Origin of the sequence: Pseudomonas sp. 1928-m, from assembly GCF_029269135.1 — a bacterium.
GTDB lineage: Bacteria > Pseudomonadota > Gammaproteobacteria > Pseudomonadales > Pseudomonadaceae > Aquipseudomonas.
In genome coordinates this window covers 1,049,432-1,073,055 of record NZ_JARIXO010000001.1, presented here as the reverse complement: position 1 = coordinate 1,073,055, position 23,624 = coordinate 1,049,432, and the positions used below count along the sequence as shown (strand labels likewise).

Sequence of the window (23,624 nt, the reverse complement as noted above, 5' to 3'; positions counted from 1 at the left end):
GAGCCGGCGCATTGGCTGGCATGTAAGGCGCGGGGAAAATGTTGCGGGCACAAAAAAGGCACGGGGTCAGCCCGTGCCTTTTTGCCCAGCGCTAGGCCAGGTGTTACAGGTAGAACGACTTCAGCGGTGGGAAGCCGTTGAATTCCACCGCGCTGTAGCTGGTGGTGTAGGCGCCGGTGGACAGCCAGTACAGACGGTCGCCGATCGACAGGTTGAGCGGCAGGCCGTACTTGTAGTTCTCGTACATGATGTCGGCGCTGTCGCAGGTTGGGCCGGCGATCACCACCTCTTCCACCTCACCTTTCTTCTCGGTGTAGATGGGGAACTTGATCGACTCATCCATGGTTTCGATCAGGCCGCTGAACTTGCCCACGTCCACGTACACCCAACGCTCGACGGCGGTACGCGACTTGCGCGCGACCAGCACCACTTCGCTGACCAAGATGCCGGCGTTGGCGATCAGCGAGCGGCCCGGTTCCAGGATGATTTCCGGCAGGTCATCGCCGAAGTCTTCCTTGAGGAAGCGGATGATTTCCTCGGCGTAGGTTTCCAGGCTGTTGGTACGGGTGATGTAGTTGGCCGGGAAGCCGCCACCCATGTTGATCAGCTTGAGGACGATGCCGTCTTCTTCTTTCAGGCGCTCGAAGATCACCTTGACCTTGGCAATCGCCGCATCCCATACCGAGATATCGCGCTGCTGCGAACCAACGTGGAAGGAAATGCCGTACGGCACCAGGCCCAAATCACGGGCAAGAATCAGCAGATCCATGGCCATGTCGGTCTGGCAGCCGAATTTGCGCGACAGCGGCCAGTCAGCGGTGGTCGAGCCTTCGGTGAGGATGCGCACATAGACTTTCGCGCCCGGCGCGGCCTTGGCGATATTGCGCAGGTCAGCTTCCGAGTCGGTGGCGAACAGGCGCACGCCCTTCTCGTAAAAGTAGCGGATGTCCTTGGATTTCTTGATGGTGTTGCCGTAGCTGATGCGGTCGGCACTGACACCGCGCTCCATCACCTTGTCCAGCTCGTAGATCGAGGCGATGTCGAAACTGGAGCCTTTTTCCTTGAGCAGGTCGATGATCTCGACCGCCGGGTTGGCCTTGACCGCGTAATACACCTTGGCGAATTCGAAACCGGCGCGCAGGTCATCATAGGCCTGGCTGATGATCGCGGTATCGATCACCACGAACGGGGTTTCCTGGGTATCAGCGAAGGCTTTCATGCGCTGAAAAGTAGCGGGTGCGTAATAGTCTTCGACCTTGATCGACATGCTTGGGACTCCAGTTGGCGGAACCAGTTAAAACGCTTTCAGTCAGGCAAGAGCTGCACAGCAGTCACTTGCCCACCATTTAGGGATGCTCGGCGGTTAAACCACGCGAGCCGAACGTCTGATCAGTTTCCCCACTTTGGTTCGCCTACTTCCCAAGGCATGTCGCCGAGTACCCCAAGGGTCTCTCGTCGTCAGTACTTGAGCCGGATGGATCGTTGCCAGCATGGACGTTCGGGCGCGAACTTTAGGGCCATGGGGGGCTGAGATCAATCAAAAAATGCCGTGCTTTTGACCCCCTTTGTCGCCTTATTGATTGATCGTTTTATATTCAAAACAAAACGTCAGGAATGCTGCACAAAGCGCGGCAAAACCCTGGTTTGATCCTCTGACTACAGGTCACCGCGCTGAGCGACGTTTACCGTTATAATCGCCGCCTTTTTTGACAGACCGACTATTCAGTCGACGGGTTCCCGCACAATGACCATCCAGGCCACCGAAGTCGGCAAACGCCGTACATTCGCGATCATCTCTCACCCCGACGCCGGTAAGACCACCATTACCGAGAAGCTGCTGCTGATGGGCAAGGCGATTGCCGTGGCCGGCACGGTGAAGTCGCGTAAATCTGACCGCCACGCGACCTCCGACTGGATGGAAATGGAAAAGCAGCGCGGCATCTCCATCACCACCTCGGTGATGCAGTTCCCCTACCGCGAGCATATGGTCAACCTGCTCGACACCCCGGGCCACGAAGACTTCTCAGAAGACACCTACCGCACCCTGACCGCGGTGGACAGCGCGCTGATGGTGCTCGACGGCGGTAAGGGCGTTGAGCCACGCACCATCGCCCTGATGGATGTGTGCCGTTTGCGCGACACGCCGATTGTCAGCTTTATCAACAAGCTCGACCGTGACATCCGCGACCCGATTGAACTGCTCGACGAAATCGAAGCGGTACTGAAAATCAAGGCCGCGCCGATCACCTGGCCGATTGGTTGCTACCGCGACTTCAAGGGTGTGTACCACCTGGCCGACGATTACATCATCGTCTACACCCCGGGCCACGGCCACGAGCGCACCGAGACCAAGATCATCCAGCATCTCGATTCCGACGAGGCCCGCGCCCACTTGGGTGACGAGTACGAGCGTTTTATCGAGCAACTGGAACTGGTGCAGGGCGCCTGCCACGAGTTCGACCAGCAAGAATTCCTCGACGGCCAACTGACCCCGGTATTCTTCGGCACCGCGCTGGGCAACTTCGGCGTCGACCATGTACTCGACGCCGTGGTCGACTGGGCACCCAAACCGCTGGCGCGCGTCGCCAACGAGCGCACCGTGGAGCCGGTGGAAGAAAAGTTCAGCGGCTTCGTGTTCAAGATCCAGGCGAACATGGACCCCAAGCACCGCGACCGCATTGCCTTTATGCGCATCTGCTCGGGCAAGTACAGCCAGGGCATGAAGATGCGCCATGTGCGCACCGGCAAGGACGTGCGCATCGGCGACGCCCTGACCTTCTTCTCCAGCGAGCGTGAAATGCTGGTCGAGGCTTATGCCGGCGACATCATCGGCCTGCACAACCACGGCACCATCCAGATCGGCGACACCTTCACCGAAGGCGAAGCGCTGGGCTTTACCGGTATCCCGCACTTCGCCCCGGAACTGTTCCGCCGCGTACGCCTGAAGGACCCGCTGAAATCCAAGCAACTGCGCCAGGGACTGCAACAGCTGGCCGAGGAAGGCGCGACCCAGGTGTTCTTCCCCGAGCGCAGCAACGACATCATCCTCGGCGCAGTCGGTGTGCTGCAGTTCGATGTGGTCGCCAGCCGCCTGAAAGAGGAATATAAGGTCGAATGCGCCTACGAGCCGATCACCGTGTGGTCCGCGCGCTGGATCGACTGCAGCGACAAGAAGAAGCTTGAGGAATTCTCCAACAAGGCGGTGGAAAACCTCGCCCTGGATGGCGGTGGCCACCTCACCTACCTGGCGCCAACGCGGGTCAACCTGAGCCTGATGGAAGAGCGCTGGCCGGACGTGAAATTCCGCGCGACGCGCGAGCATCACTAAACAGCACCACCCTCTCCCCAACCCTCTCCCGCCAGCGGGAGAGGGAGCCGAACGCAGCAGGCCGTAGATATGCTAGCGACGCCTCGATCATTGGCCGAATCACTAATCCAACAAGCTACGCGGTCAACTCCCCTCGCCCGCTTGCGGGAGAGGGCCGCTTGTGCTCCACCCATAAGCGCAACAGTTCCAGCACCGCATCTGTTTGCAGCAGCACCTCATGATTCCAGAAGCGCAACACCTCAAAGCCCTGCCCCCGTAGCCAGTCATCACGCTGCCGGTCATAGGCTGACTGCTCCAAATGCTGACCACCATCCAGCTCAACGACCAGGCCTATCTCCAGGCACACGAAATCCGCGATGTAATGGCCCAACGGCTTTTGCCGCTTGAACTTGAGCCCCATAAAGCGATGGGCGCGCAGTTGATACCAGAGGCAACGTTCCGCATCCGTCATATCTCGTCGCAACGCCCTCGCACGCGCCCTAATCAGCTCGTCCATAAGCTACCCTGCTCCCTGCAAAGACCGCTGTTTGAGCAAACACTAGACCATGCACCTGATCGACACCCACACCCACCTGGACTTCCCCGACTTCGATGCTGATCGCGGCGAGCTGCTGACCCGCTGCCACGCCTTGGGAGTCGAGCGCCTGGTGGTGCTGGGTGTGCATCAGGCCAATTGGCAGCGTGTGTGGGATCTGGTACAGACCGAAGACAGCCTGCACGCCGCCTTCGGCCTGCACCCGGTTTACCTGGACGAGCATCGTCCTGAGCACCTGGGCGAATTGCATGATTGGCTGGCCCTCTGCGCCGGACACCCCAAGCTCTGCGCGGTGGGCGAGATCGGCCTGGACTACTTTCTCGAACAGCTGGACCGCGATCGGCAGCAACAGCTGTTCGAAGCGCAGCTCAAACTCGCCAGCGAGTTCGAGCTGCCCGCCCTACTCCACGTACGCCGTGCCCATGCGGCGACCATCGCCACCCTGAAACGCTTAAAGCCCGCCCGTGGCGGCATCATCCATGCCTTTGCCGGCAGCACTGAAGAAGCCCGCGAATACCTCAAGCTCGGTTTCAAACTCGGCCTGGGCGGCGCACCGACCTGGCCGCAAGCGCTGCGCCTGCGCAAGGTGGTGGCGCAGTTGCCGATGGACGCCATCGTGCTGGAAACCGACTCACCCGACATGGCGCCGTCCATGCACCCCAACCAGCGTAATAGCCCGCAGTACCTGCCGGCTATCTGCACAGCCCTGGCCGAGTTACGCGGCATCAGTGCCGAGGAATTGGCCAGCGCCAGTAGTCGCAACGCAGCCGAGTTGTTTGGTTGGCCGCAGCCCTAAGCAACAGCCTCAGTGACTGATCATCCATGGCCGGGCGCTGGGCTTGGTCTTTAGCGCATGGGGATTGGCCTTGGTTGGCGCCAGGGGCTTGTTCGGCGTGCAGCAACCACAACCTTTCGGGTGCTTGCGGCTCTGCGCGTATTCCTCAACCGTTTGCGGCGCGTTGGCGCTGCGCTCGTTGGCCGCAATGGCGCGGCGCTGGCTGCCTGACATGGTGGCCAGGCTCGGCGCGCTGAGAATCACCCGCGCGCTGGCCTCGCCACACCAGGGGCAGCTGCAGGGCTGGTCACGCTCGGCCATCGGTCGTAACTGGGTGAAATCACCGCAATCGGTGCAGTCGTATTCGTAAATCGGCATAGCGTCGCTCCTCTTCATCGTGGCTAAGAAACCGCCCTCTCCCGTATTCGGGAGAGGGGTCATCGGGTTACTTGTCCGGGGCGATGGGCAGGTCGATGCTGCCGTCGAGGAACTTGGTCGGGCCGTTGGCGTTGGGGTTGATATCGAACTCGAAGATCTCCGTCGGCAGCCACAGGGTGGCGCAGGCGTTGGGCACATCGACGATACCGCTGATATGCCCCTGCACCGGTGCCGAACCGAGCAGCGCATAGCCCTGGGCCGGCGAATAGCCAAACTTGGTCAGGTAGTTGATGGCATTCAGGCAAGCCTGCTTGTAGGCGATATTGACGTCCAGGTAGTGCTGCTTGCCGGCCTCGTCCACCGAGATACCTTCGAAGATCAGGTAGTTCTTGTAGTTCGGAGTGATCGGGCTGGGCTTGAACACCGGATTCTTGATCCCGTACTTGGCCATGCCACCCTTGATCAGCTCGACCTTCATATGCACCCAGCCGGCCATTTCGATAGCGCCGCAGAAGGTGATTTCCCCGTCACCCTGGCTGAAGTGCAGGTCGCCCACCGACAGCCCTGCGCCATTTACATACACTGGGAAGAAGATCTTCGAGCCGCGCGACAGGTCCTTGATATCGCAGTTACCGCCATGCTCACGCGGCGGCACGGTGCGTGCGCCGGTTAGTGCTGCCAGGTCGCGAGCCTCGCCCTTCATCTTGCCCATATGCGCGGTCGGCGCCATCGGCGGGTTGGCCAGGGCCGGCACGCGGTGCGGGTCGGTGTCGATCAGCTCCTGTTCGCGCTTGTTCCAGTCGGCGAGCATCTTGTGGTCCGGCAGGCAGCCAATCAGGCCAGGATGAATCAACCCAGCGAAGTTAACCCCCGGAATGTGCCGGCTGCTGGTAAACATGCCCTTGAAATCCCAGATGGCCTTCTGCGCCATCGGGAAGTGGTCGGTAAGGAAACCACCGCCGTTCTGCCGCGAGAAGAAGCCGTTGAAGCCCCACTGCGAGTCGGGCATCGCGCCGATATCGAGCAGGTCGACCACCAGCAGATCGCCCGGCTCAGCGCCGTGTACGCCCACCGGCCCTGAGAGGTAGTGCACAGTGGACAGATCCACGTCGCGCACATCACTGGCGTCGTCGTTGTTCTTGATCGCGCCGGCGGTCCAGTCATAGGTTTCGAGAATGAAATCGTCACCCGGCTTGACCCAACAGGCCATCGGAATATCCGGATGCCAGCGGTTGTGGATCTGCTCGTTTTCGGTGGCGGGCTGGTTGAGGTCGACCTTGATCAGCGTTTCGGTCATGACAAAGCTCCTGGGACCATTGATGAGGACTTGGCGCCACGGCGCCGGGGTACGGGGCTAGTCTTGAACGGCGGCGAAAAACCGCAAATACGTTGGATGACGTATGCCCTCCCCGGCAATAACGAGGCGTTTTCCAGGCATGAAAAAGCGGCCAGCGCATGGAGAACACGCCAGCCGCAAAACAGGAAATTCGAGCTACAGCGGGTGAACCATCACACCGACAGGTAACGGCTGATAGTCGCCTCGTCGACCTTGTCGCGGCTCTCCTCGACCACGAACTTGCCCTTCTCGATCACCAGGAAGCGGTCGGCGATTTCCATGGTGAACGACAGCACCTGCTCGGAGACCACAATGGTCAGGTCACGCAGGTTGCGGATCTCCTTCAGGGTGCGGGCGATGTCCTTGATGATCGACGGCTGGATGCCCTCGGTCGGCTCATCCAGCAGCAGCACCTTGGGGTTGGTGGCCAACGCGCGGGCAATGGCCAGTTGCTGTTGCTGACCACCGGAGAGGTTGCCACCCTTGCGCGAGCGCATCTCGTGCAGTACCGGAAACAGTGCATAGAGATCGTCCGGCACCTTGCCATTTGCGGAGGCTGGCAAACCAGTCTGGATGTTCTCCAGCACGCTCATGCTGGGGAAGATCATCCGCCCCTGGGGCACGTAGGCGATGCCGCTCTCGACTCGCTGATGAGTCTCCAGCTTGGAAATGTCGCAGCCGTCCACACTGATCTGCCCGCCCCACTGCGGCAGCACGCCCATCAGGCTTTTGAACAGGGTGGTCTTGCCCATGCCGTTACGGCCCATCACCGCGACAATCTCGCGCTTGGCCACATTCAGATTGAGGTCATGGAGGATCTGGCTCTGGCCGTAGCCGGAGGCGAGGTTGCTGATCTGGAACATGGAAAACTCCTTGTTGAACGTGGCCCGGATGCCATCCGGGCTAGCGCCGATGAATGCGTGAAGCAACTCAATGCCCCAGATACACCTCAATCACTTTTGGGTTGCTCTGCACCGCCTCCATGCTGCCCTCGGCCAGCACCTTGCCCTGGTGCAGCACGGTAACCTTGTGCGCGATGCTTTTGACGAACTCCATGTCGTGCTCGATCACCAGCACCGAACGGCCCTTGCTGATGCGCTTGAGCAACTCGGCGGTCTGCATGCGTTCGTTGACGCTCATGCCGGCTACCGGCTCGTCGAGCATCAGCAGCGCCGGGTCTTGCATCAGCAGCATGCCGATCTCCAGCCACTGCTTCTGCCCGTGGGACAGCAGGTCGGCCTGCAGGTAGAGGTTGTCGGTAAGCATGATTTCCGCCGCGATCTGTTCGACCCGCGCAATCACCTCGGCGGTGCGTTTGAAGAACAGCGCGCCGAACACCTTGCGCCCCTTGGGGTAGGACATTTCCAGGTTCTCGAACACCGTGAGGTTTTCGTAGATCGAGGGGTTCTGGAACTTGCGCCCGACCCCAGCGCGGACGATGTCGAACTCGCGCATCTTGGTCAGCTCGCGGTTCTCGAACTGAATGCTGCCGGCGGTGGCCTTGGTCTTGCCGCAGATCAGGTCGAGCACCGTGGTCTTGCCGGCGCCGTTGGGGCCGATCACCACCCGCACCTCGTTGCGGTCGATGTACAGGTTGAGGTCATCCACCGCCTTGAAACCATCGAACGATACGGTCAGGCCCTCGATGGCCAGCACCGGCTTGGGCATCTGAAATCCACTTGGCTGACTCATGGGGTGGTCTCCAGTTGTTTGGCTTCAGGAGCAGGCGCTGGAGTCGGGCTAACGGCCACGACCGGGGCCACGGATTTGCGCTCAAAACGTTGCAGCAACTTTTCCAGGTGCTTGCGCCCGTGGCTTTCCCAAACGCCGGCCAGGCCGTTGGGGAAGTACATGACCACGGCGATAAACAGCCCGCCCATCAGGTACAGCCACAGCTCGGGGAAGGTTTCGGAAAAGTAGGTCTTGCCGTAGTTGACCAGCAGCGCGCCATACACCGCGCCCAGCAGTGACATACGCCCGCCGACGGCAGCAAAGATCACCATTTCGATCGACGGCACGATGCCGACGAAGCTCGGTGACATAAAGCCGACCTGCAAGGCAAACATCGCCCCGCCGATGGCGGAAAATGCCGCCGCCACGCAGAACACGAAGATCTTGAAGCTGGCCACGTCGTAGCCGGAGAAGCGCACCCGCTCTTCCTTGTCGCGCATGGCCATCAGCAGGCGGCCGAGCTTGGAGGCGAGGATAAAGCGGCCGATCAGGATGCAGCCGAACAACAGGAAGGCGTTGATGAAGTAGAGGATCATCTTCGAACTGTCGTCGCGGATATCCCAGCCCATCAGGGTCTTCAGGTCGGTGATGCCGTTGACCCCGCCGGTGAGACCCTGCTGGCCGATGATCAGCACGGTGAGAATCAGCGCAATCGCCTGGGTGACGATGGAGAAATACACGTCACCGACGCGGCGCTTGAACATCGCCACACCGATTACCAGCGCCAATATCACCGGTATCGCAATCACCGCCAGCAGGGTGAAGCCGAAGCTGTGGAACGGCTGCCAGAGCATCGGCAGTTCGGTGATCTGGTTCCAATCCATAAAGTCCGGAATGCCGGGGGTGGACTGGATCTTGGTGCTTTCCGGGTCACTGGCTTCGAGCTTGAGAAACATCGCCATGCAATAGCCGCCGAGGCCGAAGAACACCCCCTGGCCCAGGCTGAGAATGCCGCCATAGCCCCAGCAGAGCACCAGGCCAACGGCGACAAAGGCGTAGGTCAGGTACTTGCCGACCATGTTCAGGCGAAAGGCATCCAGCGCCAGCGGGAACACCACCAGGATCAATGTGGCCAGCACCGCCAGGCCAATTGCGCCCTGCTTGCCGCCGAGAAACTTATCGAGTGTCGGGTTCATGGGACGGCTCCTTACTTGCGCACTTTGATGGAGAACAGCCCTTGCGGACGCAACATCAGAATCAGGATCACCGCAGACAGGGTGAACACCTTGGCCATCGAACCGCTCATAAAGAACTCCATCAGCGACTGCGCCTGGGCAATGCTGAAGGCCGAGGCGATGGTGCCGAGCAAGCTCGACGCACCGCCAAAGACCACCACCAGGAAGGTGTCGACGATGTACAGAGAACCGGCGGTCGGCCCGGTCGAGCCGATGGTGGTAAAGGCCGCGCCCGCTACACCGGCCACGCCGCAGCCGAGGGCAAAGGTCATGCGGTCGACCTTCTTGGTGTTGATCCCCACGGCGCGGCTCATCACCCGGTTCTGCACCGTGGCGCGCACCTGCAAGCCCCAGCGCGAGCGGTAGAGCATGAGGAAGATCATGCCGGTCATCAGTACAGTCAGGCCCATGACGAACAGGCCATTACGCGGAATATCAATGGCCTCGGTAGGGTTCCACGAGCCCATCAGCCATTCCGGCAAGGTGGCGCTGACTTCCCGCGCACCGAAGATCGAACGGAACGCCTGCTGCATCACCAGCGACAGCCCCCAGGTGGCCAGCAAGGTGTCCAGCGGGCGCTGGTAGAGCTTGCTGATCATCGCCCACTCGGCGAGCCAGCCAATCGCGCCGGCGATAAAAAACGACAGCACGATGGCGAGAAAAAAATAGTACGGACCGAAAAACGGCGCGTATTGCTCGGTCAGTACCGAGGCCACGTAGGTGGTGTAGGCACCGATGGTGAGGAACTCACCGTGGGCCATGTTGATCACGCCCATCTGACCAAAGATGATCGCCAGCCCCAGGGCCATCAGCAGCAGGACGCAGAAAACGGACAAGCCGTTGAAGCCCTGCATGGCCGCGATGGCACCAAATTCCGATAGCCATTCCATGATGATGGTCTCCTGCTGGAAGAAAGAAACACGTCAGCCCGAACAGGCATCAGGCGTACCCTCGCGGATACGCCCTGCCCTGAATCCGGCTTAGGCCGCTGTTACTGGTAGCCTTTCGGGAATGGGTTCGGCTCGATCAGGTCGGATTCGAACACCACCTTGAACTGGCCATCCTTCTGCACCTGGCCGATGCGGGTCTTGCTCCACAGGTGATGGTTGTCGTGCACCTTGACGTAGCCTTCCGGCGCAGTGGTCAACTCGATGCCAGGCGATGCGGCAGCCACCTTGTCGACGTCAAAGCTGCCGGCTTTCTCGACTGCAGCCTTCCACAGCCATGGACCGAGGTAGGCGGCCTGGGTCACGTCGCCGATCACCGAGTCCTTGCCGAACTTGGCCTTGAACGCTTCAACGAAGGCCTTGTTGTTCGGGTTGTCGAGGCTCTGGAAGTACTTCATGGAGGCGTAGAAACCGTCCATGTTCTCGCCGCCGATGCCCAGCAGCTCGTCCTCAGTTACCGACAGGGTCAGCAGGTTCTGTTTGGCGCTGGTGACGCCGGCGGCTTTCATCTGCTTGTAGAAGGCCACGTTGGAGCCACCGACCACAGCGGTAAAGACCACGTCAGGCTTCTTCAGCTTGACCTTGTTGATCAGCGAGCCGAACTGGGTGTTGCCCAGCGGGTAGTACTCCTCGCCCACCACCTTGCCGCCGAGCACGTTTTCAATGTGCTTGCGGGCGATCTTCATCGAGGTGCGCGGCCAGATGTAGTCCGAACCGATCAGGTAGAAGGTCTTGGCGCCCTTCTCCTTGGCGATCCAGTCGAGGCCGGCGAGGATCTGCTGAGTCGCTTCCTGGCCGGTGTAGATAACGTTCTTCGACTGTTCCAGGCCTTCATAGAAGGTCGGGTAGTAGAGCAGGCCGTTTTCCTTCTCGAACACCGGCAGCACGGCTTTGCGCGAGGCCGAGGTCCAGCAGCCGAACACGGCAGCAACCTTGTCGCCGACCAGCAGCTTCTTGGCTTTTTCAGCGAAGGTTGGCCAGTCGGAGGCACCGTCTTCCTGAATGATCTTGATCTGCCGACCGAGGATGCCGCCGCTGGCGTTGATCTGCTCGATGGCCAGGCGCTCGGCCTGGATCGAACCGGTTTCGGAAATGGCCATGGTGCCGGTGGCCGAATGCAGCTGACCGACCGTCACTTCGGTGTCGGTCACGGCCAGGCCGGTGGTGTTGACGTCGGCCAGAGCCATCTGGCTGAACACACTGGCCGCCAGCAGCGAGAGTGCCGCAGCACCCAACGCTAGCCGACGAGGGAGAAAGCGAGTCGGTGAATCCATGGTCATGCTCCTCTGGTGGTTTTCCTCCCTGGCTCGCCTTGCGGGTACCAGTTCGGCTCGCCACCAGCATGCGTTTGCCACCGGCGCGGGCGGTATACGCAGGTTGACGTAACGGCATACGTCATCTGACGTACAGCTCCGCGCCCCACGCTGGTGCAAGCTCACGCCCGAGCTGCTGGCAGATAGAAGCTCGCGCGCGCAAGGACGGCGGCTGCAGACGCAGGGCATGGATGTTGCAAATTCAAACAAGCGTATTAGCTACAACTCAGGAGCATCCTTGTGCAGCCGACCGGCACCCAGCGCATCGTCAAGATCCGCCGCGACTACAACAGCTGGGTCGCCGACGAGACCATGGAAGACTACGCCCTGCGTTTCACCCCCAAGTCGTTTCGCAAATGGTCGGAGCTGCGCATCGCCAACACCGCCCTGAGCGCGGTGTCGTTTCTCGCCCTAGAAGCCATCGGCGGTGCTCTGGCGCTGAGTTACGGCTTCACCAATACGCTGTGGGCGATCCTTGCGGTGAGCCTGGTGATCTTTCTCACCGGTCTGCCGATCAGCTACTACGCGGCGCGCTATGGCGTGGACATGGACCTGCTGACCCGTGGCGCCGGCTTCGGCTACATCGGCTCAACCATCACCTCGCTGATCTACGCCAGCTTCACCTTTCTGTTCTTCGCCCTTGAGGCGGCGATCATGGCTCTGGCCCTGGAGCTGTACTTCAACATCCCGCTGGCGCTGGCTTATGTGATCTGCTCGGTGATCGTTATCCCGTTGGTGGCCTACGGCATCACCCTGATCAACCGATTGCAGATGTGGACCCAGCCGCTGTGGCTGTTTCTGCTGTTCCTGCCCTACCTCTTTGTCATCAGCAAGAACCCCGAAGCGCTCAGTGACTGGACCAGCTTCGCCGGTCGCGAGGGAGAAGGCGGTGCGTTCAACCTGCTGTACTTTGGCGCCGCCTGCACAGTGGCCCTGGCGTTGGTCACGCAGATTGGTGAGCAGGTCGACTACCTGCGCTTTCTGCCGGAAAAGACCCGGCACAACCGCAAACGCTGGTGGGCCGCACTGCTGATGGCCGGGCCCGGCTGGATCATCCCCGGTGCGCTGAAGATGCTCGCCGGCGCCTTTCTGGCCTTTCTCGCTTTGCAGCATGAAATCCCCATGGAACGAGCCGCCGAACCGACGCAGATGTACCTGGTGGCGTTCAACTATGTATTCAGCTCTCCGGAGTGGGCGCTGGCGGCGATGGTGCTGTTCGTCATCGTCAGCCAGGTGAAGATCAACATGACCAACGCCTACGCCGGCTCGCTGGCCTGGTCGAACTTCTTTGCCCGCGTCACCCACAGCCATCCGGGGCGCGTGGTGTGGCTGGTGTTCAACGTCGCCATCGCGCTGATGCTGATGGAACTGGGGGTGTTCCAGGCCATTGAGGAAGTGCTCGGCCTGTACGCCAACATCGCCATCGCCTGGATCGGCGCGGTGGTGGCTGATCTGGTGATCAATAAGCCGCTGGGCCTGTCGCCCAAGCACATCGAGTTCAAGCGCGCGCACCTCTACGACATCAACCCGGTGGGTGTCGGCGCCATGCTGATCGCCTCCTTGCTGTCGATCCTGGCCCACGGCGGCCTGTTCGGCCAACTGGCGCAGGCTGCCTCACCGGTCGTCGCGCTCGGCTCGGCCATGCTCTTCGCCCCGCTGATTGCATGGCTGACCGGCGGGCGCTACTACCTGGCGCGCAGCAGCGACCCGCTGTTGCTCTATCCACTAGGCGTTACCACCACGGTGCAGTGCGGCCTGTGCAGTAACGCCTTTGAAAGCGAAGACATGGCCTTCTGCCCGGCCTACAGCACGCCAATCTGTTCGCTGTGCTGCTCACTCGATGCACGCTGCGGCGATGCCTGCAAACCGCGGGCGCGGCTGTCCGAGCAACTCGACGACTTTATCCGCTGGCTGTTCCCGCGGGTCTCGATCCCGCGCCTGCACAGCCGGCTGGCGCAGTACCTCGGCTTGCTGACGGTCTTGGTGGCGCTGCTGTTCGGCGCCCTCGCGCTGATCTACAGCCAGGTCTCCCAGGGATTGGTAGCGCAATCGGCGGAGGCGCAGGAAACCCTCTATCTGGCATTTCTCAAGGCTTTTTTGACCCTCTCGCTGTTCGCCGCGATTCTCGCCTGGTGGGTGGTGCTGACCCGCGAAAGCCGCCGGGTGGCCCAGGAGGAATCCGACCGCCAGACCCAGCTGCTGATGCAGGAGATCGAAGCCCACCGCAAGACCGACGAAGCCCTGCAGAAAGCCAAGGAAGCCAGCGAAGCCGCCAACGCTGCCAAGAGCCGCTATGTCACCGGGCTGTCCCACGAACTGCGCACCCCGCTCAACAGCATCCTCGGCTACACGCAGATTCTGCAGCGCGATGCCGGCATGCCAGGGCAGCATCAGGACGCCCTGGCCACCATCTTTCGCAGCGGCTCGCACCTGCTGTCGCTGATCGACGGACTGCTCGACGTGGCCAAGATCGAAGCTGGCAAGCTCAACCTGGAACTGACGGAAATCCCTTTCCCCGAATTTATCCACCAGCTCGAACGCATGTTCACCCCCCAGGCTGAAGAGAAGGGCCTGCACTTTCGCCTGGAAACCAGCGGGCGCATGCCAGCGGTGGTACGCGGCGATGAGAAGCGCGTGCGGCAGATTCTGATCAACCTGCTCGGCAATGCGGTGCGCTTTACCGACAGCGGCGAGGTCTGCCTGCGCGTCAGCTACCTGCGCGAAACTGCCAGCTTCGAGATCGTCGACACCGGTATCGGCATCGACCCCGAGCAGATCGAGCGGATCTTCCAGCCGTTCGAGCGCGGCGACCTGATGCGCCAGGACAACGGCGTCGGCCTCGGCCTGACCATCACGCGCATGCTCACCTCGCTGATGGGCGGCGAGCTGTCAGTCAAAAGTGTGCAAGACCAGGGCACCAGCTTCCAGGTGCGCCTGTTCCTCTCCGAGGTGCGCGTGCCCCAGGCGGTGGTGCATGTGGAGCACGACATCATTGGTTATCAGGGCCCGCGCCGGCTGATTCTGGTGGTGGACGACCATATCGAGCACCGTCGCGTGCTGGCCGGCATGCTCGAACCGCTGGGGTTCAACATCATCCAGGCCGCCAGCGGTCAGGAAGCAATTCGTCAGGCCGCCCTGCTGCACCCCGACCTGATTCTGATGGACCTGTCGATGCCGCAAATGGACGGTTGGGAAACTAGCCGGCTGATTCGCCGCAACGCACAGAGCAAGGCCCCAATCATCGTGATTTCCGCCAACGCCTTTGCCGATGACCGCGAGCGTAGCGTGGCCGCCGCATGCAACGACTACCTGGCCAAGCCGGTGCACACCCCGGAACTGCTTGAACGCATCCACAAGCAACTCGATCTGCAATGGCTGCGGCGCACCGCGCCTTTGCCAACGCCGCCGCTCGCAACCCGCGTGCTACCAAGCAGCAGTGACCTCGACGCACTGCGCGAGCTCGGCGCCATGGGCTATATCCGCGGCATTCTGGAGAAACTCGACGCCATTGATCGGCTGACACCCACCAGCGCCAGCTTTACCAAGCCCCTGCGCGCCCTGGTGAAAAGCTATCGCCTGGACGAATTCAACCGCCAACTCAAGGAGGCCGAGCATGAACGCGCTGACCAATCCATCTGAGCACAACCCCAGCCCGGCCGAGCGCGGGGTGATCCTGATCGTCGACGACACGCCGGACAACCTGGCCCTGCTCTCCGATGCCCTCGATGAAGTGGGTTACATGGTGCTGGTGGCGCTGGATGGCTTGAGCGCGCTGAGCCGCATCCAGCGCAGGCGTCCCGACCTGATCCTGCTTGATGCGATGATGCCGGGGCTGGACGGCTTCGAGACCTGCCAGCGGATCAAAGCCGATCCGGCCACTGCCGACATTCCAGTGCTGTTTATGACTGCATTGACCGACAGCGAACACGTGGTCAAAGGCTTCGCCGCCGGCGGTATCGACTATGTGACCAAACCGATCAACACCGAGGAAGTCCTCGCCCGCGTAGCCTCGCACCTGCGTACTGCGCGCATCCTGCAAACGGCGCGCGCCGCCAGCCAGGCGCAACCGCTAACGCTCAACGACGAGCCCGCCTATGCCACCCTCTCCGCGCGCTTTCAGCTCACCGAACGTGAAGTAGAAGTGTTGCGCTGGGTGGCCTGCGGCAAGACCAACCGCGATATCGGCGACATCCTCGGCCTCAGCCCGCGCACGGTGAACAAACACCTGGAGCACGTGTACGTGAAGCTCGGCGTGGAAACCCGCACGGCCGCCACCTCGGTGGCACTCTCGGCAATGGCCGAACGCGTCTGAGCCCGACGAACCATCGCGCATAAAAAAACCCGCCAAGGTGGCGGGCTTTTGCAAGCGAGTTGCTGATCAGACGCGGAACGCACCTATCAGCTGCTTCAAGCGCGCTACCAGCCCGGACAGCTCACGACTGGCCTGCTCGGTCTGGCTGGCCCCTTCGGCAGTGCGCTCACCGGCCTGGCTGATCTCGACGATGTTCTGGTCGATATCCTGCGCCACGGCGGTCTGCTCTTCGGCAGCGGTGGCGATCTGCTGGTTCTGATCGACGATCATGCCCACCGCGCCGAGGATATTCTCCAGCGCCTGCTGCACCTTGCCCGACTCATTGACCGTGGTATCGGCCATCTGGTGGCTGGCATTCATCGCCTTGACCGCCGCGCCGACGCCGCTTTGCAGCTTGGCAATCATCGACTCGATTTGCTCGGTGGACTGCTGAGTGCGCTTGGCCAGGTTACGCACCTCGTCGGCCACCACGGCAAAGCCGCGCCCCTGCTCACCGGCACGCGCAGCTTCGATGGCCGCGTTGAGTGCGAGCAGGTTGGTCTGCTCGGCGATGCCCTTGATCACGTCCAGCACCTGGCTGATCGACGCGCTATCGCTGGCCAGTTTGTTGATCACTGCAACCGACTGGTCGATTTCCCCAGCCAGGCGCTGAATGCTGCCAACCTGGGACTCGACCAGCGCACGGCCACTGACCGTTTCATCATTCACGCTCTGCGCGCTGCCCACCGCAGCGGCAGCGCTATGCGCCACTTCCTGAGCGGTGGCTGACATCTGATTCATTGCGGTGGCAATCAAGTCGATCTGCCCACGCTGGCCGGCAACCGCCTGGTTACTCTCACCTGAGACCTGCTGCACACGGTCCGCCTGGCGCTCAACCTCAACCACCGTCTGGCCCACGCGCTCGATCAACTGGTGGATCTTGCTCACCGTTTCATTGAACACCTGGCCCAGCTCACCCAACTCATCCTGGCTCTGCGCCTTGAAGCTGACGGTCATATCGCCGGCCGCCACCTGGTTCATCACCTGACCGAGTTTTTTCAGGGTAGTGCGGATCGACACATAGAAGCCGCCGTAGAGGTAGACGATCAGCAGGAACACCACCACCAGAGCCGCGACCAGCAGCACCATCTGCGTACGGTTTTCCTCCAGACGCACCTGCAGCTGCTTGTCGAGGAACACCAGCACCGCATCATTGAGCTGGTAGGTCTGCTCCATGGCGCCGCTGACATCCGCGTAGAACTGCGCCCAGGGCGTATCCAGCGAATCGGCGACTACCACCTGATCCTCGAAGACCGTAGTACTGGTTTTCAGCGTCTCCAGGCTGTTTGCAGCCAGACTGGCCAGCTCAGTACGGGCCTGCGCGCTGCTGTTGAGCGATGCCTGCAGATTCAGGCCATATTCGGCATGCAGCTTTTCCAGCTCCAGCAGCAGCTCATCAAATTTGGTACTGGCCGAAGAATTGAGAAAACCCTGGGCCAGCGAGTAGGAACCAATGGCACGGCCTTCACTGAGTACCGCGGTGACCTTGGGCGTATCCACCGTCACCAACTCAATCATCTGCCGCACGGCGCCCTGACGGTCCTGGCTCAGGCCGGCCTGGCTGGCAACCAGCTTGATAAACACCTGAGAGCTGCCCAGCAGCTTTTCGGCCAGGGCGATCTTGCCCTGCAGCGAGGTCTCAGCCTGCACCGCAGCCAGCTCGGCAATCAGCTCATCGCGCTTGCTGTTGAATTCTTCGATCTGCTCAGGCTCGCGCACTACCGCGGCCATGCCCTGCAATGCTTCGCTGATGCCGCCTTGCAGCTTGACCAGGCGCGCTTCAAGATCACCCGCCTGACCGGACTGACCGATCATCGCGTTGACCTCGGTGAGGTCGACGAAATCCTCGAGGTTGCGCCGTAGCGTCAGACTTTCGCCGAGCAGATCAATGCTCTCGAGAGCCGCCTGGGTACTGATGAACTGCCGGTAGGAGTCACGCACCAGGTAGAAGTTGGTGACCAGCATGGGCAGAAAGAACAGAACACTGATCAGACTGAATTTCATGCCGAAGCTGAGGCGATTCATTAGCGCGATGGCCGGATACAACACGGTCTTCACAGGACGTCTCCAGTTCTATTTATTGTTGTGTAGGGTTACAAAACGGCCGTGCAGAATCTCAAACGGCGGCTTGTATGTCCCTTGCTGCTCGACCTGTGGCATTTGCATCAACGGGGTAAATACGGGCAGATTAATGTGATCAATGTCACAAAATAACGGTCGAGCATGGCGCCATGTATACCTCTTATCGACTCCAACCTCTGTAACTTAAGGTTAATGATGCGCACATCACTGAAGCTCGGTATTGATCTGGGTGGCAGCAAAGTCGAAATAATCGCCCTGGAAAACGGCCAGCAAGTCTTGCGCCGACGCGCCCCAACGCCGCAGGGCGACTACCAGAAAACCGTCGCCCTGATTGCCAGCTTAGTTGAAGATTGCGAGCGCGAACTGGGCTGCCGCGGCAGCGTCGGTGTCGGCATCCCCGGCACCCGCTCCCCCGACCACGGGCGGATCAAGAATGCCAACTCGCAGTGCTTGATCGGCGAGGATCTGCAGGCCGATCTTGAGCAGCGCCTACAGCGCCCCATACGCTTGGCCAATGACGCCGACTGCTTTGCTCTGTCAGAAGCCTGTGATGGTGCAGGCGCAGGTGCAGTGAGTGTTTTCGGGGTAATTCTCGGCACCGGCGTCGGTGGCGGTCTGGTCGTGCGCCAGCACCTGCTTAGCGGCCCAAACGCCATAGCCGGCGAATGGGGGCACAACCCGCTGCCCTGGCGGCGCGATAAGGACGGCCCGAGCCGACGCTGTTATTGCGGGCAGGATGACTGCATCGAAACCTTTCTAAGTGGCCCGGGCTGGGCAGCCCGCAGCAATCTTGGCCTGGACGCAAGCGCCCTGGTGAGCGCCGCAGAAGCCGGCGATCCCGCCGCACAACATGCCGTTGCCCGCTATTGCGACCAACTGGCACGCGGCCTGGCGTCGGTGATCAACCTGATTGATCCGCATGTGATTGTGCTAGGCGGCGGCATGTCCAACTGCACTGCGCTCTACTCCCAGGTAGCGCCACTGCTGCCGCGCTATGTGTTTTCCGATCAGGTCAACACGCGCTTGCTACAGGCCAAGCATGGCGACTCCAGCGGTGTACGTGGCGCGGCCTGGCTGTGGAACGAATAGCCAGCTTCAGAACCAATTTACGATCTCGCGAGCTAGAGCCCTGCAAGGCGCTACGTTAGTAACAGCCTCCGGCTGGTCAAAACAGGCGAGGAACGGTCGGAGTCGCGGTCGACTGTACTTTTGTACATGAGCATTACGACCGGGCTGGCGCTCCAGCCTGTTTTTAACGCGGCAGGGCCGACGCGCAGCAGATCATAAATTGGTTCTCAGATAAGCAGGGTCCAAACAGCAAACACCGCATACCAGAACACTGCGGCGCGCACTAACAGCTGCCACAGCCCGTCCAGGCTGCTGACCCCGACCTCGCCAATCACCGGCTCCGGCGTCTCGCCTGCAGCCCGCGCAGTAATGATCGCCAACTGCGCCGCGCTGATATCCCAGCTGAGCAGCTCATGCAGCAAGGTCCGGCTGACGCCGGCGAAGTTACCTACCAGGGCAAAGCTCGCGGCGAGCACACGCACCGGTAGCCAGTCGAAGCCATGACGCACCTGCACAGCAGCTTCACGCAAGGCCGGCAGAGTGGCATGTTCGCTGGCCAGGGCGACCAAGCGATACGCCAGCGCCGCCAATGGGCCGAGCAACGCATACCAAAAGATCACCGCAAAGAAGCTCTGGTAGGCCTGCCACACCAGATGACCCTGCACGCGCTGTAGCAACTCACCCTCTTCGTCCGCCTCCAGCGCCAGATCACGCCGCGCCACCAGATACGCAGCCTCGGCATCTTCACGGCGCCAACTGTCGCGAAACGGCCCCAGTGCTGCCAGCAAATCACCGCGACCCAGGCTGTAAATCACCACCAGCAGATGCACCGGCAGCGCCAGCCAACCATAGGCTACGGGCTCCAGTACCAGCAGAATCAGCCCCAGAGCGAACAACGGCAACAGTACCAGCAAGGCCAGTGCCAGCCAGGGCCGCTCAGCCCACTGCGGCTTGCTCTCGGTAGCCGTCAACAACCGTAACCAGAGGCCATCGTGTTGAATAGGCTTACGCCAGGACGAGAACTTCTCGACCCACAGCACCAGCAGTAGCACCAGAAAATTCATGTCAGCTCCTTGTCTTGCTGCAATGCCATGCGCACACGCTGCCAGTCGAATGCCGGGCCGGGGTCGGTCTTGCGGCCTGGCGCGATATCGCTATGGCCACAGATGCGCTCCAGAGTGATCGCCGGGTAAGCCGCCTGCAGCTGCCGGGTCAGTTCAATCAGCGCCGCATACTGCGCTGCCGTAAACGGCAGATCATCGGTGCCCTCAAGCTCGATACCTAAGGAAAAATCATTACAGTTTTCCCGTTCAGCAAAACGCGACACTCCGGCATGCCAGGCGCGCTCATTGCAAGAGACGAACTGCGTGACGGCGCCATCACGCTCGATAAAGAAATGCGCGGACACCTGCAAGCTGGCAATGCTGGCGAAATAAGGATGCTCGTCCGCATCCAGACGATTCTGAAAAAACGCCTGCACCTTGCCCGTGCCGAACTGCCCAGGCGGCAGGCTGATGTTATGGATCACCAACAGAGAAACTTCGCCAAGCGGCCGCTGATTGAAGTTCGGCGATGGGCAGCGCTGGATGCCATCGCACCAGCCACTGGAAGGGTCCAGCTGCATAAAGACTCCTTGAACGAGCCACCACTCTAGCAGGCTGTTGAAAAACTACCTACGTTGCCGAGGCGTCGTTAAAAACAGACTCAAAATGCTCATTTACAGCTTGTAAACTCCGCTTTTTCGCCGCTTTGACCAGCCGAAGGCTGTTACTGGTGTAGCGCCTAGCCTCGACTGTCTCGCCTACGCTTTTCAACGACCTGCAAGTGCAGCCCATGCTCAAGGCCAAGGGCGAATGCCGAGCAGAGGCGCAGATGCAAAAACGCCGCCGGGGCAATACCCCGGCGGCGTTGTAGTGACGCATCAATACGAGTCGATCAAGCGCCCTTGAGCTTGCGCAGGTTACCGATCACCGACTCCAGTGCCCGGTCAAACAGCAGCGCATCATCGAGCAGGCGAATCGCGCCGCGGCGGAACTCCACGGCCAGGCCCATACGGGTCTTCTCCAGCACCTTCATACCGGTACGGTTGACGAAGATGTACTTGCCGGTTGGCTTGATCACCGCCGCCAGCTTGCACCGCAGCTTGTGCTCTTCATCTTCCTGAAATTCGACCCAACTACCGACTCGCAGGTTATCGACCTGCAGCAGCGACTCATCATCGTCCGGCAGGCTGGTTTCCGGTTCAGCGGCACGCAGTTCGCCAGGCGCCAGCAGAATGATCTCTTCGACCACCTCGACCATCGCCGGCTCTTCAACCGCTTCCGCAGCTGGCAGCTCCAGCAATGGCAACTCGATACCGGCCTCGGCCAACGCAGCGCGCTGCTCTTCATCGATTTCAGCAAGCGGTGGCACATCGCCCTGCGGATTTTCTTCCGGCAGGCTGCGCTTGAAGCGCTGGAAGGCCTGCACATGCAAGGCTTCTAGCTGACTGAAGAATTCACCGGTGGAGAACGGATCAAACGCCGCACTGGCCATGCCTTCACGCAGCGCTTTAAGCAGCCCCGGCACCATCTCCAGCAGACGCATGCGCGCCTCAGGCTCTTCGTGTAGCTCAACACTCCAAACCAGATCATCCATGGTCGCCAGCGCCGCCTGCCATTCCGCCGACTCAACGCCGTGCTTCAGGCAAGTCAGCATCAACACCTTGCTCCAAGCCTCCTGCAGCAGACGCACAACCACTTCCGGCAGGGTCTTGCCGAGCAAGCGCTCATTCAGAGCCTGCTCAACTTCACGCCGTGCCAGTGCAGCCTTGGCACTGCCTTCTTCGGCATCGCGGGTGCGCTGCTCAAGCAGCTCGCTACGGCGGCGCTCGTCGCCAGTGAAGGCCAGGAACTCGGCCAGTAGCTCGGAGAAGATCACCGGGTCATCGACGAAATCATTGAGCAAGCGTTGCACCACCTGCTCGATCTTCTGATACAGGCTGTCGCGCTGCGCATCGTCCTGCTCACCCCAACCCAGAGCGGCAGAGGCAATTTCATTGAGCAAGCGACGGGCCGGATGGCTGCCACGACTGAAGAAGGTCTTATCGATCACCGCCACTTTCAGCATCGGGATCTGCAGGCGGCCTATCAGCGCCTTGAGCGAATCCGGCAAGGTGCGGTCGTCGAGAATAAATTCGAAGAGCATCGACACCAGGTTGATAACGTCCTCATCAACCTCGCCGACCACCCGCGCCTTGCCGGCTTTGGCGCTGGCACGGGTCAGCAGGCCTTCTAGCTGCTCACGCAGATCGAAATCGTCACTCACCTGCGCGGGCGCACGCTGCTGCATATGCGAGAGCAGCCGCATCAGGTCATTGCTGGAGATTGGCATCGCATCGGCTGGGCGATTACGCCGCGGAATCACCGAGCCACGCGCTTGGGAAAGCAGCTCCTGCAGCGCGCCAAACACCTCCTGCACGCCCTCATCAGCAAATTCAGCCGAGAGTTCCGGCGATGCATCCTGACGAGCACCGCCTGCCGGTGCACTGGCGCGCGAAGGATTACGCCGCGCGGGCGCGGATTTGAGTTCAGGCAACACTCCGGCCGCGATCAGCGCCTGATTGGCTTCGGCATACAATTGATCGAGATCGCTGAGTACGTACTTCTCGAACAGCTTAAGAATGATCAGCTTGACCCGAATCTCGACGCCCAGGCTGCTGCAGGCATCAAGGAAAAATTCGCAGAGACTGGTCGGACCGACAGGGTTGCTTTTGTCGTCCAGCTTCTTGCTGACCATGGCGTTGAAGCGCGTGGTCAGATGGCTGAGCGCCGCACCGTCACGGCTGACCACCTTGGCCACCATCGAATCCAGTGCCACCGACTCTTCCAACGCGTCGTTCTGCACCAGCGACAGGGTGTCAAACGATACCGCATCCAAAGGCGCAGACTTACCGATTTCATATTGATTCAGGGTGGCAAAGGCCTCGAAGACCTTTTGCAGAAAGCCGCGCTCGATATTTTTGCGCTTCAAGCGCAGATCGCGCATCGCCTCGAAGAACGCATTCTGCTCGGCATTGCTGGTGGCACGATCCGCCATCTCGAACAGCGTATCGTCCGCATTGTCGAACAGCGCCTGCAACGCCGTCTTCAGCTGTTGCGCCGCTTTGTCACGCACATTTGTCAGCGCCACAGGCAGTCTTCCTACCGGCGAGGTGGGCGATTGCTCAGGGGCCACCTTACTCAGGTGAACCACGTTCGCATCAGTCTTCATTGCGAGTCTCCTGCAGACTGCCCCTCTTGGGCGAACCGATCTGCACAGCGATCAACTGAGCGTCATCCGTAACGTCAAAGGCCTGGCGTCAACAATTCTAAAAAGTAAAGCCATTATAGGGATGCGCGCGCACATACCAAGCTGACTTTTCCTCCAGACATGACCCGCGTCACAGATGCAGCGCCACAGCTTCCCAACGGTTACCTGCACATGACCAACGCAACACGCTATACGTAGCGGCCATGCGAGTTAACGAAGAACCTCCATCAGCATAGCCCCACCGCCGCCAGAGAACAGCCGCAAACACTGCGCAAACAGCCATCAATCCCTATAATCGGCGCATTCTGCTGACTG

Annotated in this window: 18 protein-coding genes; 5 read left to right on the top strand and 13 right to left on the bottom strand. The window is 60.8% G+C overall.

Translation table 11 applies throughout. The features are described from left to right. Positions 1-103: 103 nt before the first annotated feature. Positions 104-1,267 (bottom strand): type III PLP-dependent enzyme, encoded by a 1,164-nt coding sequence (locus P3C18_RS04745; RefSeq protein WP_275960710.1) that lies wholly within the window; start codon positions 1,265-1,267, stop codon positions 104-106. 477 nt (positions 1,268-1,744) lie between these two features. Between P3C18_RS04745 and P3C18_RS04740 the strand changes: the two genes are divergently transcribed. After that, on the top strand, positions 1,745-3,328 hold the full coding sequence (locus P3C18_RS04740; RefSeq protein ID WP_275960708.1) for a peptide chain release factor 3: 1,584 nt from the start codon (positions 1,745-1,747) through the stop codon (positions 3,326-3,328). 115 nt (positions 3,329-3,443) lie between these two features. On the opposite strand, the gene P3C18_RS04735 is transcribed toward P3C18_RS04740, so the two are convergent. Continuing rightward, the gene (locus P3C18_RS04735) at positions 3,444-3,824 is read right to left on the bottom strand and encodes a DUF559 domain-containing protein (protein WP_275960707.1); all 381 of its coding nucleotides are present in this window, start codon (positions 3,822-3,824) and stop codon (positions 3,444-3,446) included. Between the two features lie 49 nt (positions 3,825-3,873). Here P3C18_RS04735 and P3C18_RS04730 point away from each other — a divergent pair, with 49 nt between their 5' ends. Next, on the top strand, positions 3,874-4,659 hold the full coding sequence (locus P3C18_RS04730) for a TatD family hydrolase (RefSeq protein ID WP_275960706.1): 786 nt from the start codon (positions 3,874-3,876) through the stop codon (positions 4,657-4,659). Between the two features lie 9 nt (positions 4,660-4,668). Here the strand turns inward: P3C18_RS04730 and P3C18_RS04725 are convergent, their stop codons facing one another. From P3C18_RS04725 to urtA, 7 genes are all read right to left on the bottom strand, one after another. Next, positions 4,669-5,016: a zinc ribbon domain-containing protein gene (locus P3C18_RS04725; protein ID WP_275960705.1), complete on the bottom strand. Its 348-nt coding sequence runs from the start codon at positions 5,014-5,016 to the stop codon at positions 4,669-4,671. A gap of 67 nt (positions 5,017-5,083) precedes the next feature. Then, a complete protein-coding gene (gene fmdA, locus P3C18_RS04720) occupies positions 5,084-6,313 on the bottom strand; it encodes a formamidase (protein ID WP_167142659.1) in 1,230 nt (409 codons plus the stop codon). Positions 6,314-6,525: 212 nt separating this feature from the next. Beyond that, on the bottom strand, positions 6,526-7,215 hold the full coding sequence (gene urtE, locus P3C18_RS04715) for an urea ABC transporter ATP-binding subunit UrtE (protein WP_275960704.1): 690 nt from the start codon (positions 7,213-7,215) through the stop codon (positions 6,526-6,528). A 67-nt stretch (positions 7,216-7,282) separates the two neighbouring features. After that, positions 7,283-8,044: an urea ABC transporter ATP-binding protein UrtD gene (urtD, locus tag P3C18_RS04710; protein ID WP_275960702.1), complete on the bottom strand. Its 762-nt coding sequence runs from the start codon at positions 8,042-8,044 to the stop codon at positions 7,283-7,285. Then, entirely contained in the window at positions 8,041-9,219 is a 1,179-nt protein-coding gene (gene urtC, locus P3C18_RS04705) for an urea ABC transporter permease subunit UrtC (RefSeq protein ID WP_275960701.1), read from the bottom strand. The genes urtD and urtC overlap by 4 nt, the downstream gene beginning before the upstream one ends. A gap of 11 nt (positions 9,220-9,230) precedes the next feature. Continuing rightward, the gene (gene urtB / locus P3C18_RS04700) at positions 9,231-10,148 is read right to left on the bottom strand and encodes an urea ABC transporter permease subunit UrtB (RefSeq protein WP_275960700.1); all 918 of its coding nucleotides are present in this window, start codon (positions 10,146-10,148) and stop codon (positions 9,231-9,233) included. A 101-nt stretch (positions 10,149-10,249) separates the two neighbouring features. Further along, on the bottom strand, positions 10,250-11,479 hold the full coding sequence (gene urtA / locus P3C18_RS04695) for an urea ABC transporter substrate-binding protein (protein WP_167142666.1): 1,230 nt from the start codon (positions 11,477-11,479) through the stop codon (positions 10,250-10,252). Between the two features lie 279 nt (positions 11,480-11,758). Between urtA and P3C18_RS04690 the strand changes: the two genes are divergently transcribed. Both P3C18_RS04690 and P3C18_RS04685 read left to right on the top strand, forming a co-directional pair. Further along, the gene (locus P3C18_RS04690; RefSeq protein ID WP_275960699.1) at positions 11,759-15,157 is read left to right on the top strand and encodes an ATP-binding protein; all 3,399 of its coding nucleotides are present in this window, start codon (positions 11,759-11,761) and stop codon (positions 15,155-15,157) included. Beyond that, positions 15,132-15,830, top strand: coding sequence for a response regulator (locus P3C18_RS04685; protein ID WP_275960698.1), 699 nt, complete (start codon positions 15,132-15,134; stop codon positions 15,828-15,830). Before P3C18_RS04690 ends, P3C18_RS04685 begins: the two co-directional genes overlap by 26 nt. Before the next feature lie 66 nt (positions 15,831-15,896). Here the strand turns inward: P3C18_RS04685 and P3C18_RS04680 are convergent, their stop codons facing one another. Then, positions 15,897-17,927: a methyl-accepting chemotaxis protein gene (locus P3C18_RS04680; protein WP_275960697.1), complete on the bottom strand. Its 2,031-nt coding sequence runs from the start codon at positions 17,925-17,927 to the stop codon at positions 15,897-15,899. A gap of 219 nt (positions 17,928-18,146) precedes the next feature. Between P3C18_RS04680 and P3C18_RS04675 the strand changes: the two genes are divergently transcribed. Then, complete coding sequence (locus P3C18_RS04675) at positions 18,147-19,040, top strand: ROK family protein (RefSeq protein WP_275960696.1); 894 nt, start codon at positions 18,147-18,149, stop codon at positions 19,038-19,040. A gap of 206 nt (positions 19,041-19,246) precedes the next feature. Here P3C18_RS04675 and ampE read toward each other — a convergent pair whose 3' ends face one another. From ampE to P3C18_RS04660, 3 genes are all read right to left on the bottom strand, one after another. Beyond that, a complete protein-coding gene (ampE, locus tag P3C18_RS04670; protein ID WP_275960695.1) occupies positions 19,247-20,083 on the bottom strand; it encodes a regulatory signaling modulator protein AmpE in 837 nt (278 codons plus the stop codon). Then, entirely contained in the window at positions 20,080-20,643 is a 564-nt protein-coding gene (ampD, locus tag P3C18_RS04665; RefSeq protein WP_275960694.1) for a 1,6-anhydro-N-acetylmuramyl-L-alanine amidase AmpD, read from the bottom strand. Before ampD ends, ampE begins: the two co-directional genes overlap by 4 nt. 311 nt (positions 20,644-20,954) lie before the next feature. After that, a complete protein-coding gene (locus tag P3C18_RS04660; protein ID WP_275960693.1) occupies positions 20,955-23,270 on the bottom strand; it encodes a DUF1631 domain-containing protein in 2,316 nt (771 codons plus the stop codon). Between the last annotated feature and the right edge of the window lie 354 nt (positions 23,271-23,624).